12 protein-coding genes are annotated in these 17825 nt (G+C 72.3%); 8 read left to right on the forward strand and 4 right to left on the reverse strand.

Annotated elements, in window-relative coordinates; translation table 11 throughout:
* Nucleotide 1: 1 nt before the first annotated feature.
* A complete protein-coding gene (locus WME75_RS23095) occupies nucleotides 2-1078 on the reverse strand; it encodes a glucose-6-phosphate dehydrogenase assembly protein OpcA (RefSeq protein ID WP_437494596.1) in 1077 nt (358 codons plus the stop codon).
* Entirely contained in the window at nucleotides 1075-2652 is a 1578-nt protein-coding gene (zwf, locus tag WME75_RS23100) for a glucose-6-phosphate dehydrogenase (RefSeq protein WP_437494598.1), read from the reverse strand. Before zwf ends, WME75_RS23095 begins: the two co-directional genes overlap by 4 nt.
* A 235-nt stretch (nucleotides 2653-2887) precedes the next feature.
* Here zwf and WME75_RS23105 point away from each other — a divergent pair, with 235 nt between their 5' ends.
* The 5 genes from WME75_RS23105 (at nucleotide 2888) to WME75_RS23125 (ending at nucleotide 10314) form a co-directional block, all read left to right on the forward strand.
* On the forward strand, nucleotides 2888-3217 hold the full coding sequence (locus WME75_RS23105) for a DUF433 domain-containing protein (RefSeq protein WP_437494599.1): 330 nt from the start codon (nucleotides 2888-2890) through the stop codon (nucleotides 3215-3217).
* Between the two features lie 277 nt (nucleotides 3218-3494).
* Nucleotides 3495-4781 carry a hypothetical protein gene (locus WME75_RS23110; protein WP_437494601.1) on the forward strand — a complete coding sequence of 429 codons (1287 nt, stop codon included), beginning with the start codon at nucleotides 3495-3497 and terminating at the stop codon, nucleotides 4779-4781.
* Nucleotides 4782-5144: 363 nt separating this feature from the next.
* Nucleotides 5145-8918: a serine/threonine-protein kinase gene (locus tag WME75_RS23115; protein ID WP_437494603.1), complete on the forward strand. Its 3774-nt coding sequence runs from the start codon at nucleotides 5145-5147 to the stop codon at nucleotides 8916-8918.
* Between the two features lie 26 nt (nucleotides 8919-8944).
* Nucleotides 8945-9718, forward strand: coding sequence for a lysophospholipid acyltransferase family protein (locus WME75_RS23120; protein WP_437494605.1), 774 nt, complete (start codon nucleotides 8945-8947; stop codon nucleotides 9716-9718).
* Nucleotides 9719-10146: 428 nt separating this feature from the next.
* A complete protein-coding gene (locus WME75_RS23125) occupies nucleotides 10147-10314 on the forward strand; it encodes a hypothetical protein (RefSeq protein ID WP_437494607.1) in 168 nt (55 codons plus the stop codon).
* 18 nt (nucleotides 10315-10332) lie between these two features.
* Here the strand turns inward: WME75_RS23125 and WME75_RS23130 are convergent, their stop codons facing one another.
* Nucleotides 10333-12066, reverse strand: a complete 1734-nt coding sequence (locus WME75_RS23130) for a hypothetical protein (protein WP_437494608.1) — start codon at nucleotides 12064-12066, stop codon at nucleotides 10333-10335.
* Between the two features lie 486 nt (nucleotides 12067-12552).
* On the opposite strand from WME75_RS23130, the gene WME75_RS23135 reads away from it, so the two are divergent.
* From WME75_RS23135 to WME75_RS23145, 3 genes are all read left to right on the forward strand, one after another.
* Complete coding sequence (locus tag WME75_RS23135) at nucleotides 12553-15978, forward strand: CheR family methyltransferase (protein ID WP_437494610.1); 3426 nt, start codon at nucleotides 12553-12555, stop codon at nucleotides 15976-15978.
* A gap of 49 nt (nucleotides 15979-16027) precedes the next feature.
* Nucleotides 16028-16402: a response regulator transcription factor gene (locus WME75_RS23140; RefSeq protein WP_437494611.1), complete on the forward strand. Its 375-nt coding sequence runs from the start codon at nucleotides 16028-16030 to the stop codon at nucleotides 16400-16402.
* Nucleotides 16403-16465: 63 nt separating this feature from the next.
* Entirely contained in the window at nucleotides 16466-16807 is a 342-nt protein-coding gene (locus WME75_RS23145; RefSeq protein WP_437494613.1) for a chemotaxis protein CheB, read from the forward strand.
* A gap of 31 nt (nucleotides 16808-16838) precedes the next feature.
* Here the strand turns inward: WME75_RS23145 and WME75_RS23150 are convergent, their stop codons facing one another.
* A complete protein-coding gene (locus WME75_RS23150; RefSeq protein ID WP_437494615.1) occupies nucleotides 16839-17579 on the reverse strand; it encodes a Uma2 family endonuclease in 741 nt (246 codons plus the stop codon).
* Nucleotides 17580-17825: the final 246 nt, after the last annotated feature.

Here is a 17825-nt window from a genome sequence, read left to right on the forward strand (position 1 = left end):
CTCAGAGGGCGCTCCACGCCGCGGCGGCGAGCACCGCCTCGCGCAGCAGCCGATCGCCCTCCAGCGAGTCGATCGTCTTCGTCAGCACCCACGTCTCGTCGCGGTAGCCGAGCGGGTGGAGGTGCTCGGCCGACCGCGCCCCCTCCATCGTCCACCGCACCGTGGCGGGCGCCTTGTCGAGCCGCACGCACCCGAGCGCGAGCGGCTCACCGCGCAGCGACGTCCAGAGGCGCACGCCGTCGATCCGCCGCCACGCCTGCTCCTCCGCCGGCGGCCCGTCGACCAGCGCGATCTCGATCGGCGCGCCGTCCGCCGCGCGGGCGCGGCCGACCACGCCGGCTCCGCCGGATTGCCCCGGCCCACGCGAGACGAACGTCCATCCGAGCCGCGAGCCCATCCAGCCGAGGAACAGCGCCGCCGGATCCGGCTTCGACCCCGCGCTGCGCGCGATCTCCACCCGCCGGATCGCGCGGCACGCCTCCGGCATGTCGTCGAAGAACCGGGCCACGAGCTCGCGGAACGAGAACGTCCGCACATACGCCCGGTCCGCGAGCGGCGCCCTCGTCTCGCGCGCCACCTCCGCGATGCGCTCGATGCACGTCTCGGCCGAGTCGAACACAAGCCGATCGCAGATCGGCGCGAGCGCGTCGCCGAGCACGTTCGGCGCGCCCGGCGCGAGCTCGACGATCACGGCCACGTCGGAGATCGTCAGCGCGCTCACCACCGACGCGACGCGCTCGGCGGCGGCCACCCCGAACGTCAGCTCCACGCGGTCGTAGCAGATCGGCACCTCCCCGGCGCGGCGGCACGTGGCCGACCAGTCGGCCTGGACGCTCAGCGGATCGAGCCGGTCGTCGAGCGTGATGAGCAGCGTCCGGCCCGCGTGCGTCTCGGCGAGCTCCTCGGCCTGCTCCTTCAGGCGCTCGACCTCGGCGCGGCTGCCCACCGCGACGAAGTTCATCGTCGACGCGCGCGTCTTCGGGGCCGGCTCCGGCCGCGACTCGTCGGGCGCCGACCAGAACTCGGCGAGCTCCGCCTCGACCCGCTTGATCACCGCGGCGATGCGCTCCGCGCTCACGGCCGCCTCCAGGCCCGCTCCGAGGGCTTGCGGTCGCCGCGCGAGCCGCACGGATCGGCCGTCGGCTCGACCAGGGCGTCGGCCTCCGGCGGGCCCCAGGTGCCCGCGGCGTAGCGCGCGATCGGCGCGTTCTGCGTCCCCCACCCCTCGAAGATCGGATCGACGAAGCCCCACTGCGCCTCGACCTCGTCGGCGCGCGTGAACAGCGTGGCGTCGCCGCGCAGCGCGTCGAGCAGGAGCCGCTCGTAGGCCTCGGGCGTGCTGGAGCCGAACGCCGCGCCGTACCGGAAGTCCATCGTCACGCCGCGGATCGCGATGCCGCTGCCAGGGATCTTCGCCGCGAACCGGAGCGAGATGCCCTCGTCGGGCTGGAGGCGCATCACGAGCGCGTTCGGCTCGTCGGTGGCGCCGGGGGCGCCCTTGAACAGGCCGTGCGGCAGCGGCTTGAAATGCAGCACCACCTCGGCCACCCGCTTCGCCAGCCGCTTGCCGGCGCGCAGGTAAAACGGCACGCCGCCCCAGCGCCAGCTGTCCAGGTGGAGCTTCATCGCGACGTAGGTCTCGGTCTTCGAGTCCTTCGCCACGTCGGGCTCCTCGGTGTAGCCGGGGACCTTCTCGCCGCGCACCATGCCGGGCGCGTACTGGCCACGTACCGTCGACGACAGCACGTCCGACCCCTCGATCGGCCGGAGCGTCCGCAGCACCTTCACCTTCTCGTCGCGCACCGCGTCCGCGTCCCACGACGACGGCGGCTCCATCGCGACCAGCGTGAGCAGCTGGAGCGCGTGGTTCTGCACGATGTCCCGCGTGATGCCGACCTTCTCGTAGAACTTGCCGCGGCCCTCGACGCCGATCTCCTCGGCCACCGTGATCTGCACGTGATCGACGTGCTGCCGCGACCAGAGCGGCTCGAAGATCGTGTTGCCGTACCGGAGGACGAGGAGGTTCTGGACCGTCTCCTTCCCGAGGTAGTGGTCGATCCGGTAGATCTGCGACTCGGCGAGGTGGGCGAGCAGGTCGCGGTTGAGGGTGCGGGCGCTCGCCAGGTCCTCGCCGAACGGCTTCTCGACGACCACGTGCTGGAACGGCGCGTCCTTCTCGTGCGACGGCGGCGCGACGAGGTTCGCCGCGCGCAGGCCGCGCACGATGGGCGCGAACTGGTCGGGCGCGACGGCCAGGTAGAAGACCCGGTTCTTGCGGGTGCCGCGCTCGGCGTCGAGCCGCTCGAGCTCCGCGGCGAGCCGCGTGTAGGTCTCGGGCTCGTCGAACGCCCCCTGGACGTAGCTGATGCCCTTCTCCAGCTCGCTCCAGGCGGCCTCCTCGAGCGGGCGCCGCGAGTACTTCCCGACCGCCTCGCGCATCTCCTGGGCGAAATCCGGTTTCGGACGCCGCGCCACGCCGACCACGGCGAAGCCGCCGGTCAGGAGCCGGCTGAGCGCCAGGTTGTAGACCGCGGGCAGCAGCTTGCGCCGGGTCAGGTCGCCCGAGGCGCCAAAGATGACGAGCGCCGCCGGCGAGGCGGTTCGCTCCTCGGGCATTCCTTCGCGAAGCGGGTTCTTCTCGGCTTGGGTCATGGTGGATGAGCTCCGGTCGGTGACGACGGGCACGATGCTCGCGCGCCTCCGCGGCGTAGGCTAGCTCCGATCGCGCCGGCGGAAGGCCGAACGGCGCGCCACGACGCCTCTGACGACAACGACGCGCGGGCGTGCGGGCGGAGCGCCGGGCGGCGCCGAGCGTGCCCGCCGGCTCGCGGCGCCCTTCCATCCGATCGCGACCGGTACTAGGCTCCGCAGCGCGATGGCCGCGCCGGTGCTCCCGCGAATCCGCGTTCCCCACCCTCACGTTCGGTGCGACACCCAGGTGCTCGCCGGCAGCCCGCACGTCGCCGGATCGCGCGTCCCGGTCCGGCGGCTCTGGGCGTGGCACCGCGGCGGCGCGTCGGTCGAGACGCTGCTCAAGCGCTACCCGAACCTCGGGCCCGCGCGCGTGCTCGACGCGCTCGCGTTCGCCTACGACAACCAGGAGCTCGTCGAGACCGACATCGCGCGCGAGCAGGCGCTCTTCGAGAAGAAGGGCGGGCCCACGGTCGGCGCGCGCCCGCTCGCGCAGCTCCCCCTCCCCTTCGACGACGACGAGTAGCGGCGCGCCGGGGGGAGCGCCGCGGCGGTCGACATCACGCGGCGTCCACCGGTGTCAACGGAGTTCGCCGCTCGGCGCTCTCCGCTTGTTTCTTTACAGCCATCGTGACTTGGGGCAATAGGGCGCTCTATCGCTGGGGCCCGGAGTGCGGGGGCTGCTCGGCATTGCGAGCGACGGCCGCGCAGGATCGCGGCTGTCCCGGCTTTCAAGGTCGCGGTCGTTGGTGTAGGGTCCGCGCCCCAAGGGGTACCCATCGAGGTGCCGGAGGGTTTCAGAGATGAGCGTCAATCGATGGAAGTTGTTTGCGATGCCCGTGGCCCTGCTCGGGCTGGCTTCGCCTCTCCTCGTGAACTGTGGTGGCAAGGGGATCCCCGGCGCTGACAGCCTGCCCGGGCCCGCCGGTGACCTGGCGTCCGCCGCGGGCGGCTGCGAGGAGCTGAAGAACGGCGGCATTGCCGACCTCAAGTTCGAGGGCGGCGCCGATGTCCAGGGCAAGATCAAGGGCTTCCTGGAGGCCGCGGCCTCGCTCGACAAGCTCACGGTGGACATGGAGGCGGACCTCATCGCCTCGTGCGGCAAGCTCGGCAAGGATCTCGGCATGAGCGACGCCGACCTCAAGGCCGACGCGGGCGGCGGCAAGGGCGCCGAGAAGGTCTGCAACGCGGTCTCGGCCAAGGTGAACGCCGCTGTCAAGGCGAACGCCGAGGCGAAGCTCGCGGTCCAGATCGAGCCGCCGAAGTGCTACGCCGACGTCACCGCCATGCAGAAGTGCCTCGGCGACTGCGGCTCGCCGGTGCAGCCCGGCAAGCTCGAGGCGAGCTGTGAGGGCGGCGAGATCAGCGGCAAGTGCGACGCCGAGTGCAAGGGCAAGTGCAGCGTCGAGGCCGGCGCGGCGTGCTCCGGCACCTGCAACGCGAGCTGCTCGGGCAAGTGCGACGTCGGCTTCAAGGGCACCTGCGGCGGCAAGTGCGACGGCAAGTGCGACGGCAAGGAATCGAAGGGCGCGGCCTGCGCGGGCACCTGCGACGGCAAGTGCGACGCCAAGGCCGAGGGCACCTGCTCCGGCACCTGTGAGGGCTCCTGCTCGGGCTCCTGCGAGATCAAGGCGGCGGCCAAGTGCTCGGGCTCGTGCTCGGGCGGCTGCAGCGCCGAGATCAAGGAGCCGAAGTGCTCGGGCGATTTCAAGCCCCCGAGCATCGACCCGAGCTGCCAGATGCAGTGCACGGCGAAGACCGCCGGCACGGCGTCGTGTGATCCGCCGAACGTCCGCATCGTGGCGAACGGCAAGGTGAACGCCGACGCGCAGAAGCTCATCGCGGCGCTCCGGACGTCGCTCCCGGCGATCGCGAAGGTCCAGCTCGGGACCGGCAAGAAGCTGGCGGCGGCGGTGTCCGGCGTCGGCAAGGCCGGCGTCGAGGTCAAGGACGCGGCGCTCCAGGCCGGCGGCAAGGCGGTCGCCTGCGTCGCCGCCGCGGTCGACGCGTCGGCCAGCGCGACGGCCTCGATCGACGTCAACATCAAGGCGAGCGCGAGCGTCAGCGGCTCGGCCAGCGGCGGGACCTGATCCCCGGAACGGTTTGAGTCCGGACGCGGCGGCGGTCCCCCTCCTGAAGGGGGTCGCCGCCGTCGTCATTTCCGGCCCCGATCCTGGGGTCGAAGCGCAACTCTGGATGCGGGCTCACTTTCCCTGTCACCGCGCGAGCGCGCGCGGGGCGCGAAGATCCCGGTGAGCACCAGAATTGCTGCCCCAGCGTGACACGCACGTTTCTTGTCCAGACACGCGCGATGCAGCAAGCCGTCGAGGCGCGACGCGCCCCGAGGCGCCAAATGGCCGTGAAGAGGGCCATTGCGCGGCGTCACGGCGCCGCGTCCGGAGTATCATGAGGCTTCTGCGAGCGATGACGGAGTACTCGGAAGGGCAGGAGCGATGGTCGGCGGTCCCTTGATCGAGCGCGGCGCCAGGATTGGCGAGTACACGATCGACGAGCCGCTCGGCGAGGGCGGATTCGGCGCCGTGTTCCGCGGCCACGACGAGTCCGGGAACGACGCCGCCATCAAGATCTTCAAGGAAGTGAGCGCCCAGAACGTCGGGCAGCTCTTCGCCCAGCAGAACGAGATCGAGGCGCTGCTCCGGCTGCGCCATCCGTCGCTCGTGAAGCTCTCCTCGTACGGCGTCCTCGACGGCATCGGCCTCTACCTCGCGATGGAGCTCGTGCGGGGCGAGACGCTCGACCGGTACCTCGCGCGGATGGGTCCGCTCGATACGATCGAGGCCCTGCGCATCGCGCGCCGCGTGGCCGAGGCGCTCGCCCACTGCCACGCGCTCAACGTGCTGCACCTCGACCTCAAGCCGAGCAACATCGTCCTCACCGATCCGTACGAGCCCCGGCTCAAGATCCTCGACTTCGGCCTGGCCACGCTCACGGTGAGCTTTCAACCCGAGCACGTCCGCGTCAACGCGGGCACCATCGCCTACCTCGCGCCCGAGTGCCTGAAGCGGGGCGCGCTCGGTCGCCCGAGCCCCCGCATGGACCTCTACGCGGTCGGCGTCGTGCTCTACGAGCTGCTCGCCGGCCGCCTCCCGTTCGCGGACGGCACCGTCGACAGCGTCATCAACCAGAAGGTCTACGGCACCCTCGTGCCGCTCGCCCACGTCGCCCCGGAGACGCCGGCGCCCGTCGTCGCGCTTGTCGAGGAGCTCATGCACCGCGACCCCGCGCGGCGCTCCTCGAGCGCGGCCCGGCTCTGCGCGCGGCTCAAGGAGCTCTACTACGTCACGCTCCACGGCACCTCGCAGCCCCCGGCCGCCGAGGCGGCCGAGCGCGAGCGCGACGCCGCCGCGCCCGACGCCCTCGACGACGCGCCGTTCATCGGCCGCGAGATCGAGCTCGGCCGGCTCACGGAGCTCCTCCAGAGCGCGGTGCTCGGCGAGCCGCGGCCGGCCGTGGTGGTCGGCGACACGGGCGTCGGCAAGAGCCGCCTCGTCACCGAGCTGCTCCGGAGCGTCGAGCAGACGGGCGCGGCCATCGTCGCGTACGGCAGGTGCCGCGAGCTCTCCGGGCTCGTCCCCTACTCCGCGATCCGCGAGGCGCTGACGCAGGTCGCGCTCTGGCTGGAGCGGCACACCGACAGCCGCGCGGCCCGCATCCGCCGCCTTGTCAGCCTCGTGGTCGCCGACGACGCCGCCCTGCTCCAGGGGCTCGTCCCCGAGCTCATCCGCGCGGTCGGGCTCGCCGACGAGGGCGGCGCCATCGGCCCGGGCGGCACGCGCTGGATCGCCGATCTCCTCCTGCGGCTGCTCGGCGCGATCTCCGAGGAGATCCCCGTCGTCCTCGCGATCGAGGACGTCCACTGGGCCGACGAGGCGACGCAGGACGTCCTCCTGCGGATCTCGGACCACCTCGCCGAGATGCCGGTCCTGCTGCTCGCCACGGCCCGGCCGCCGTTCCCGGGCGCGCGCAGCGTGGCCGGCTCGACCCTGCCCCCGCCGGCCTCGGCCGGGGTGCGCGGCTCGCCCGGCTCGTCGCCGATGACCCCGCGCACGGCGGGGTGGCTCGCGTGGAAGAACGTCGAGCGCCTCGACCTCGGCCCGCTCCCGCCCGAGGCGAACCGGGCGCTGCTCTCCGCGCTCGGCCGCGGCGCGGGCGACGACCTCGTGCAGGAGCTCGTCCGCCGCGTCCCGCTGCTCGCCGCCGGCAACCCCCTCTTCAACATCCAGGTCGTCCGCAACATGGAGACCGAGGGCTTCCTGCAGCGCGGCCGGAGCGGCGCGCTCGAGCTCTCCCGCGCCGACGCGCACTACCGCGCCCCCGCCTCGGTCTCGGACGTCCTCTCCCGCAGCATCGAGGCGCTCGACCCCACCACGGTCCAGGTCCTCGGCGTCGCCGCGCTCATCGGCCGCCAGTTCCTGCGCGACGACCTCGTCGAGCTCGGCCTCTTCGACCCGGCGCAGGTCGACAGCGCCCTGCGCGACGCCGCCGCGCACTATGTCTGCACGAGCGAGGACGGGCGGCTCACGTCGTTCTCGCACGACGTGGCGCGCGAGCAGCTCTCCGCCCGCGTGCCGCCCGAAGAGCGCGGCGAGGTCCACCGGCGCATCGCGCGGCGCATCGAGCTGCGCGGCGGCGATCCGGGGACGCTCGCGCACCACGTCGAGCGCGCCGGCGAGCTCGATCGCGCGGCGGAGACGTACCTGCTCGCGGCGGTCGAGGCCGACCGCCTCCAGGACCCGCACGGCGCGAGCCGGCGGCTCAAGCAGGCGCTCGCGCTGCTCGAGCGGCTGCCGCTCGACCCCGCGCGGATCGATCTCCGGGCCCGCTGCGCCCACGAGCTCGCGCGCGTCGCGTGCCTGCTCGGCAGCACGGCGGAGCCGCTCGATCTGCTCCGCCGCACGCAGGGCGCGCTGCCGGAGACGCCGCTCGTCACCGCGGCGCTCTCCAGCGCCCTGTCGCGCGTGCACTACGTGCGCGGCGAGTTCGCCGACGCCGTGGCGCACAGCCGCAAGGCGCTCCAGGCCGTCGGCGCGAGCCCCGAGCTCCGCCCGTACCAGTGCCTGCCCGCGAACATCCTCGGGCGCGCGCTGTGCGCGGCCGGCAAGGTGGGCCCGGCGACCGAGCCGCTCCGCCGCGGCTGCGAGCTCGCGGAGGCGGCGGGCGAGTACATCGAGCTGTGCCACTCGCGCGGCATCCTCTGCGTCGCGCTGAGCCAGGCGGGCTACTACGCCGAGGCCGAGCAGAGCGCCGCCGACGCCGCGCGCCTCGCCGAGCGCCTGCGCGACCCGGTGCGGCTGCTCGGCACGTGGTTCTACTACGCGGTGCTCGCCGAGGGCCGGTTCGACTGGGATCTCGGCGTCCGGTCGACCGCGCAGCTCCTCTCGTACGCCGAGGAGCACGGCCTGAGCGGGCTCTACCTGTATGTCGGCACGATGTACGCGGGCCGGCATCAGTTCCACGTGGGCCACCTCGCGCGGGCGCGCGTGCTGCTCGCCAACGCGTGCAATCTCAGCGGCGTGCTGGGCATCGGCATGGGGCGCGGCTGGGCCGAGGGGTACCTCGGCGACGTGTTCTTCGTGCAGGGCCAGCTCCCGGAGGCGCTCGCCGCCTACGAGCGGGCGGTCGAGATCGGCTCGGCGGGGACGGGCGACGCGTACGCCGTGGGGCTCGGCCGGGTCGGCCGGATGCACGCGCGCTCGCTCCTGGGCCGCGACGTCGGCGAGCTCAGGGCGTACGGCCGGGAGACGCTCGAGCTCATCCGCGCCTCGGGCAACCGGACGCAGCTCGTCACGGCGCTCGAGCGCTTCGCCGAGGCGTTCGACGCGCTGGGCGACGAGCAGGAGGCGCGCGACGTCCGCGCCGAGCGCGAGGTGCTCGTCGAGGAGCTCGGCCTCACGGAGCCGACGTTCTGGCCGCGGCCCCCGGTCGAGGCGGCGTTCCAGGGCTCCCCGCGGGCGTACTGGGCCGATCTGCCGCGCGAGCTCCGGTCGGTCGGCCCGAGCAGCATGGGCACGACGCAGATCGTCGGCGCGACGGTGGCGGAGCTCGCGGCGGCGGCGACGATCGCGATCCCGGAGGAGGACATCGGCGTGCCGACGTACGTGGCGATCCCGCGCCTGCGCCACGTGACGCTGCTCGAGACGCTCGCCTCGGTGGAGGGCTTCGTCCCGCGCTTCGACGGGCCGGAGGCTCCCCCGGTCGCGAAGTGATGGCGGCGGGGGGCGAGGGCGCTGCCGTGGCGCCGGCCGGTCCTGTGGAGGTCGTGCGCACGGCGCTCGCCCACGCCTGGGCGATGCTGTTCCTCGTCGTCCTGCTCCCGGTCGGCCTGCTCTGCTTCCCCTTCGATCCGCGGCAGCGGATGCACGATCGCCTCTCGGTGGTCTGGGCGCGCGGGGCGCTCTGGCTCGTCGGCGTGCGCGTCGAGGCCGAGGGGGCCCTGCACGTGCGGCCGGGCGAGCGCTACGTGATCGCGGCGAACCACCAGAGCACGCTCGACATCCTCGCGTTGCTCGTGGTGCTGCAGGGGCGCGCGCCGTTCCGCTTCCTGGCGAAGCGCGCGCTGTTCCGGGTGCCGGTGCTCGGCTGGGGCATGCGCCTCTACGGCCACACGCCGGTCGACCGGCGCGCCCGCGGCGCCGTCGCGGATCTCGGCGCGGCGCAGCGCAACCTGATGCAGCGGTGGTCGACGGTGTTCTTCCCGGAGGGCACGCGGAGCGCGACGGGCGGCCTCCTCCCTTTCCGGCTGGGCGCCTTCCGGGTCGCCGCGGTCGCGGGCGCGCGCGTCTTGCCGGTGACGCTCGTCGGCGCGGGCGCGCTCCAGCCGAAGAGCCGTTACGCCGCCGCGCCCGGCGTCCTGCGGGTCGTCGTGCACCCGCCGCTCGATCCGCCCGGCCCTTCGCTCGAGGAGCTCCGCGCCTCGATGGAGGCGTGCAGGGCCGCCGTGGCCTCGGCGCTGCCGGCGGCGCTCCGCGAGGCGGGGCGCGGGGAGTCGGGGGAGCCTCACGCCTGAACGGTGGCCTGCCAGCGTGCGCCTTGACGCGGGGCTCTCTCCGAGGCGCGTTCGCGTCCACGCGAAGGGACGGCTGTCCTCCCCGGTGCGAGAGCTCAGCGGGCGGCGAACTCCCGCTCGTGGATAGAGCGCACCTTCTCCAGCCCCCTCGGACCCTGCTCCCGGAATGGGAGATCCCTCGTGGTTTGCGCCCGTGATGAGCGCGACCTTGTCGTGTTCCTTGGTGTTCATCGTGGATCCTTTGATGGCCGCCTCTTCGCGCGTCCTCCGGCGGGCAACGACAGCGGACGCGCCGATCCGCCCGAGCCGACCGGCGCGCGCGCCGAAACGTCGGTGTCCGCTCCGGCGTCCGCAGCAAAGCGGTCTCCTGCGATGCGCCCGCGCGCGACGGCCGCGCCGAGGCCTCGGCGCCGCCCGAGGCGATGGCGATGGATGGACTCCGTACCTGGGATAGAGCGCGCTCCCTCGCCCGAGATCGCTCGAGATCGGCGCGGAGCCGCGACAGGGCGTGGATCGCCCGCGGCGCGACGGAGGGGCTGCTCGAGCTCGTGGACGAGGGCTTCCGGGCGCTCGCGCGCGAGCACGAGCGCCCCTGATACGGCGAGCGCCGGGGGTCACGCGCCCCGCGAAGAGGCGCTCTCCACCTGCTGCGCGAGCTCATCGCAGCTCCGGTACGCGCTCCGGTACGGCTCGGCGGAGAGGTTCTTCAGGAACCGGAGGACCGACCGCGTCACCGCGTCGATCTCGTCGCGGGGCGCCATCGGGTGAGCGCGCCATTCGTTGAACCGCTCGACAACGTCGCGGGGCTCGACGGGCAGACACCTCGCGACCGGGCTCGGATCGGGATCCGGATAGGAGGCGAGCGTCTCGACCTCCTCCCGCGCCAGCTCGAGCGCTCTGCGAGGGTCTGCCTCGCGCAGGAGGAGCGCGTAATCCCGGTACGGCGTGTGGTGCGACGGGGGCAGCTCCAGCGCCTTCTCGTAGTGGAGTCGCGCCGCATCCGGATTCCCGAGGTGGTCCCGGTACAGGTTCCCGAGCCTGCCATACGCCTCGACCGTCCCCGGATAGAACCTCTTGATATCGTAGTAGTCCGGGTGCGAGGCGTACGAGTTCCTCGGGGAGAAATCGGGCTCGAGCTCCGCGAAGCGCGCGTAGTGGCGCGCGGCCTGCTCATGGGCGCCCCGCCGCTCGTGGAGCTCTCCCAGGTAGAAGTGGTTGACCGCGTAAAGGCGCGGATCGTGGTAGGCGCGCGACACGCCGTCCAGATACCGCTCCTTCAGGGGCACGCGGGGCATGACCGGGACCGCTCCGGCCTGCCCGCGGGTCATGAGCGTCTCCGCCAGGTGAAGGGAGCGGAGGAGATGGCGCTCCGCCTCGTCCGACTCGTGATAATGCCACAGGAACTGGCTGCTGATGACGTAGGCCCCCAGCGGATGGATGCCGTCCTCGTTCATGAAGGGGTCCGAGGGGTCGTAGGGGACCTCGGACTGGAACGAACGCTCGATCTCGTCCCGCCAGCGCTCGAGGTGGCGCAGCGACTCGAGCGCGCTCTCCAGGGACATGTTCAGGCTCCGCTCGGAGTACCACCAGTAGATCCCGTACGGCATCCGGAGAAAGGCGACCGCCTGTCGGAGTGACCCCTGCTCCTCGGCGGACAGCCCTCGTCGCTTCGTCACGTCGTACTCGACGCGATCGAGCCCGGGGTACTTCCAGCGGACCTGCTCCTCTTCTTCACGCTGAAGCTCGGTCTGCAAGAGGTCGATCACGGTGGTGACGTCCACCCGGACCGACTCCTCTTCTTCCCCTTCGAGGGCGGCTTGCAGGATGGGGACGAACCGCGCCCAGCCGGCCCTGTTCTCGTAGGTGCACCAGGCCGCCTGGGCCCTCACCTCGGGGCGGGGAGACCGCAGCGCGCGCTCGTACAGCGCCGGGATCCGGTCGTCGAGCTCGTCGTCATGACTCGCCACCTCCGCGAGGAGCTCCAGCGGGACCGGCGTCCGCTCCACCTCGCGGGCGGCCAGGTCGATCAGCTCGTCGAGGGTGTACTGCGGGAGCCTCTCCCGGACGAGCTGCGCGACCGCATCGAGCAACTCCGAGCGCAGGACGCTCGTCTCCAGCCGGTAATACCGCTGCCGCTGCGACGCCTCGAGGACGAAGCGGACCCCCTCGGAGGCATACTCCGCCGCCGGAGTCCGGTCCGCCGTCCCCGCCTCCTTCCGGGTCACGGTGAAGGCGAGGGAGTGCGTCTCTCCAAGGCTCGTCACGAGCTCCTCCAGCGCGCGGAGGAGCGCCTCCGGGAGCCGCGACGGCTCGTGGGCGCCCCGGAGGACTGTCGTGAACCGGCTCATCCGCGTCCACTCCCGGCGACCCGCCGCCCTCCGTCATCCCCCTGGTCCATGAACCATGGATTCAACCACAGAGGCCCCCGCGGACACAGCGGTTTCTCCTCTGTTCTCCGTCCCCACTTGCCCGGCGCCGCCGCGTCGCCGGAGGTTGTGATGCTGCGCCTGGGCAGCTCAGCGGATCGCGGCGCCCCTCTCCGGTGCCCCGCGCGGGGTCACGCCGCCCAGCGCCGGCCTCGGCAGCAAGTCGGCGGAGGTCGTCGCCGTCGATCCGGGCGCCTGCGCCCCGAGCCGTGGTGAGCCGGTCGGCGACCTGCTGCCGGCCGCGCCGTCGACGTTCCGCTGCCTGGCGTAGCGCTCGCACGGGGACCGCCAGCGCGCAGCTCGCTTGCCGCTCGCGCGGCTCCCCTCGCCCTCTCTTGAATGGCTGTCCCTCACCGCACATATCGCGGCGTGCGCCCCGTCCCGCATGTATAAATGTGAGACGTTTTCATGACCGAAGCCCGCTCCAGATCTCAGCTGGTCGTGGTTGGCTGCTCGGCCGGGGGCATCGAGGCCCTCTGCACGCTGGTCTCCACCTTGCCGACCCCGTTTCCGGCCCCGATCGTGATCGCCCAGCACCTCGACCCCAGGCGGCAGAGCCACCTCGGCGACGTCCTGCGCCGCCGTAGCGAGCTGCCCGTCCGCACCGTGGAGACGGCCGCTCCGCTCGAGGACGGCGTCGTCTACGTCGTGCCCGCGGGCCGCGACGTCGAGATCACCGACCATGAGCTCCGGCTCCTGCCCGAGACCGCCGCGCGGCCCAAGCCGTCCGTCGACACGCTCTTCCGCACCGCGGCCGAGATCTTCGGCGAGAACCTCATCGCCGTCGTCCTGACCGGGAACGGCTCCGACGGCACCGCCGGCGCCCGCCACGTCAAGAAATTCGGCGGCACCGTCGTCATCGAGAACCCCGACACAGCGAAGTTCCGCGGCATGCCCGAGTCGCTGGCCCCGACAACCGTCGACATCGTGGCCGAGCTCGACCGCATCGGGACCATCGTGGGCGAGCTCCTGTCTGGGTCGTACGTCGAGCCCCGCCAGGAAGACGAAGACCAGCTTCACGGGCTGCTCGACCTCGTGCGCGATCGGAGCGGGATCGATTTCAAGAAATACAAGCAGGCGACCATCCTGCGCAGGCTTCGGCGCAGGATGGCCGCCACGAACACCGACACCCTCGACGACTACCTGCATTACCTCGCCGAGCGCCCCGAGGAGCACCAGCGGCTGGTCAACAGCTTCCTGATCAAGGTCACCGAGTTCATGCGCGACCCGGAGCTCTTCGCGCACCTCCGGGAGGTGATCCTGCCCGCGCTCATCGCGCACGCCCGGAGCGCCAGCAGGTCGCTGCGGATCTGGTCGGCCGGGTGCGCCACCGGGGAGGAGGCGTACTCGCTCGCCATCCTGGTCAGCGAGCTGCTCGGCAACGAGCTCGACACCTTCCACGTGCGCATCTTCGCGACCGACGTCGACGTCGACGCGGTCGCCTTCGCCCGCCGCGGGATCTACGGTGCGACAAGCGTCGAGGAGCTGCCGCACGAGCTCGTGGAGCGCTACTTCGTCGCGATCGACGGCCAGTACCAGGTCAAGAAGCGTATCCGCAGCCTCACCGTGTTCGGCGAGCACGACCTCGGCCAGCGCGCCCCGTTCCCGCACCTCGATCTCGTGCTGTGCCGCAACGTGCTCATCTACTTCACGAGCGAGCTCCAGCGCCGCACGCTGCACCTCTTCGCCTTCTCGCTGCGGGAAGGCGGCTATCTCGTGCTCGGCAAGGCCGAGACAACGAGCCCGCTGAGCGAGTACTTCGTCGCCGACGACCTCCACCAGAAGGTCTACGTCCGCCGCGGAGAGCGCATCCTCGTCCCCCCATCGAGCATCGCCGCCCCGACGCCGCCCCGGCGCGCGCCCCGCGGCCAGAGCCCCCTCCTGCCCCTGCGCGGCATCCCCAAGGACCTCCCGAAGGAGCTCCCGCGCGCCCGCATGTCCATCGACGCCCTGCTCTCGAGCTTCCGCGTGGGGATCGTCCTCGTCGACCGCCGCTACGACATCCTGGAGATCAACTTCGCGGCGCGGCGCCTGCTCGACATCCACGGCACGGCGCTCGGCCAGGATCTCGTGCACCTCGCGCAGTCCGTCCCCCACCGGCCGCTGCTCGACGCCATCGAGGCCGCCTTCCGGGGCGAGTCGTCGGAGCCGATCGAGGTCGCCATCGAGCCGATGTCCGCGGGCGACCCGTCGTACCTCCAGATCACCTGCCACGGGCCTCGCCCCGAGGTCGAGCCCGGCAAGATCGACGCCGCGCTGATCGTTGTCGAGGACATCACCGAGGCGGTGCGGCGCCGGAAGCAGGTCCAGCAGATCCTCGGCCGGGACGCGCAGCTCCAGGCCGAGCTCGCGGCCGCGAAGGCCGACCGCGAGCGGACCGACGAGCGCGCCACCGCCGAGCGCGAGGGCCTGCGCCGCGAGAACGAGGCCCTCGGCGCCGCGCTCGCCCGGCTGGAGTCCGCCCAGGAGCAGGACCATACGGCGATCCTGCGGCTGACCGAGCAGAACCGGCGGCTGCTCCGGGCCAACGAGGAGCTCACGGCGGCGCACGAGCACCTCCGCGCCGTGAACGAGGAGCTGATGGTCTCCACCGAGGAGGCGCAGGCCGCCATGGAGGAGGTCGAGACGCTGAACGAGGAGTTCCAGGCGACAAACGAGGAGCTCGAGACGGTCAACGAGGAGCTCCAGGCGACGATCGAGGAGCTCAACACCACGAACGCCGACCTGGAGGCGCGGAGCCGCGAGATCCAGGAGCTCGCCGCGCCGGTCGAGGTGGAGCGGGCGCGCCTCTCTGCGATCCTGCGCAGCATGGGGGACGCGCTCCTCGTGGTCGACGGCGCGGGGCGGCCGGTGCTCACGAACGAGGCCTACCAGGCGATGTTCGGCGCGGGCCGCCTCACGGTGCACGACGAGAAGGGCCGGCCGGTGCTCTACCAGGACACACCGGAGCAGCGGGCCGCGCGCGGCGAGGGTTTCCAGATGGAGTTCACCGCCCCCGGCCCCGGCGGCACGACCCGGCACTTCGAGGCCACCGGCCAGCCCATCGGCGGGAGCGGCCCGTCCGGCAAGGACGCGGTCGAGCAGGGCGTGATCGTCATCCGCGACATCACCGAGCGGAGCATCCGCAAGCTGCAGGACCGCTTCATGGCGATGGCGAGCCACGAGCTGCGCACGCCGCTCGTGCCCCTGCGCGGCTACCTCGACATGCTGAGCACCCTCCTCCCGCCGGACGGCGACCCGCGCCTCGGCCGCTTCACGTCGCTCGCCCGCGCCCAGACCGAGCGGCTCGAGCGGCTCGTCGACGATCTCGTGAACGCGACCCGGATCCAGACCGGAAAGTTCGAGCTCAAGCTCTCGGAGGTGGAGCTCGCCCCCCTGGTCTCGCGCGCCGCGGAGGCCGCCCAGACGCTCTCGCCGACCCCGAAGATCCACGTCGACCTGCCCTCCAGCGCGGCGGCGCCGATGGTGGTGAACGGCGACCCCGCGCGCCTGGAGCAGGTCCTCTTGAACCTGCTGGGCAACGCCTTCCGGTACGCCGACGGCTCCTCCAGGATCGATGTGCGCCTGCGGCACGCCGGCGGCGCCGCCGAGCTCGACGTGGAGGACTACGGCCCGGGGATCCCCGCGGCCGACGTGCCGCACGTGTTCTCGAGCTTCTACCAGGTGGAGCGGCCCAGGGGCTCATCGGCCGGCGGGATGGGCCTCGGGCTCTTCATTTGCAGGGAGATCGTCAAGGCGCATGGCGGCCAGATCTTCGTGCGCAGCGCGGAGGGGAAGGGAGCAACCTTCACCATCAGGCTGCCCCTGATACCGGATCGAGGCGCGCGCGACTGATGCACTGGGCACGCGCGGCTCTCCTGCGTGCGGCTCCGGAGAAGAGATCATGGCGACCAGGGCGAAGATCCTCGTGATCGAGGACGATCGAGACTCGAGCGATATGCTCGCCGAGATGCTCGGGATGGCCGGCTACGAGGTGGAGTCGGCCTCCACGGCGGACCAGGCGATCGCCGCGCTGACGGAGCGGCGTTACGAGGCCGCCCTGCTCGATCTGACGGTGAAGGGGGCGACGACGGCCGAGCTTGTCGAGCGGCTCCAGGAGGTGCCGGAGAGGCCGCCCCTCGTGATCTTCTCGGCGCGGATGCCGGAGGACCTCCGGCAGGCGGCGAAAGAGCTCTCGGCGGCGGCGTTCCTCCAGAAGCCGGCCAGCATGGCCGCGCTGCTGAGCACGATGGATCGCGTGGTGCGCCCGGCGGCGTGAGCGACGCTGCGACGGGGCGCGTCTTCCCTCTTTCACAACCCCATCTCCTCGACGAGGCCCACCGTGCCAGGACACGACATCATCACGATCGGGGCGTCGGCCGGGGGCGTGGAGGCGCTGATCGCGCTCATCGGCGGCCTGCCTTCGGATCTGCCGGCGGCGCTGTTCGCGCTCCGCACGATCGAGGACAGCGCGGCGCTGGCGCGCCGGATGGCGATGCGCGCGGCGGAGCGGAACCAGCTGCACGTGAGGGCCCACTTCGAGGAGAAGGTCCGGGTGGCCGAGGAGCGGGGCGCCCTGGTGCGCCGGGCGCTGCTCGGCCCGGGCGGGGGGGACGGGGGCTCCGCGGGCCCGCTCTCCGTGGGCCCGCGCCCGAGGCGCGCCTCGCAGCGGCTGAAGGGGTGAGCGCGGCCTGGGGCGGGCGGGCTCGACGGGGCTAGCGCGATTCGCCGCCGGGCAGCTTGCCGAACCGCTGCTCGTACTCGGCCAGCCGGGCGGCGAGCAGCTTCGCCTCGTCCTGCGCCGCGCGCGCCCGCTCGTCGGCGGCGCGCGCCTGCTCCTCGCCCGTGGGCAGCACACGCCCCTCGGCGTCGAGCCAGCGCAGCCAGTCGACCTCGAGGTGATGGAAGGTGCCGCGGCGGACGCCGAGCCCGAGGTGCAGCCGCCGGCTCACCACGTCGCCGTTCGCGCCGGGCGCGACGGGCGCGTAGGACATCGTGGCGAGATCGAGCGCATACGCCTCGAGGACGCCCGTGAACGGATCGAACAGGTAGTACTCGGGCACGCGCAGGAGCTTGGCGTAGATCCGCATCTTGTCGGTGCGGTCGACCTTCTCGGTGGTCTCGGAGAGCAGCTCGATCACGACGTCGGGCGTCCTGCCGTCCTCCTGCCAGACGACCCAGGACTTGCGCTCGCGCCTCACGGTGTCGAGCACAACGAAGACGTCCGGCCCGCGAAAGTCGTTCTTCTTCGCCTGGAGCTCGCTGAAGTAGATGGCCATGTTGCCGCTGACGAAGACGTCGTCGCGATCTTTCCAGGATAGCTCCAGCACCTCGATGAGGAGGTCCATCTGCTTGCGGTGCCGTTGAGACTCCATCGGCTCTCCGTCGTCGTACGGCAGCTCGTCCTCGCCCGGCGGCCGGATCGGGACGAGCGATGTGTCGCGCTCAAAGGCCATGCGTCGCTCCTTCCGGGAGAGTACCGCTGCTCGCCATCGCGGTCGAACCCGTCGCGGAGCGCACAGGTAGCACGGCGCGGCGACGGTCGCGACGGCCGCCCGCAGCGTCCAGGCCCGCCGGCGCGACGCACAGGGTCAACGCCGCGGGCGCGCCCCGTGCCGCGTCGACAAGCTCGCCCCCCGAAGCGGTTTGCGCGAAAAAAGTTGGTGCGAGCGCGTAATGGGCAGAAAGGTTAGGTGAGAGCC

This window comes from Sorangium sp. So ce1014 (genome assembly GCF_051521505.1).
Lineage (GTDB): Bacteria > Myxococcota_A > Polyangia > Polyangiales > Polyangiaceae > Sorangium.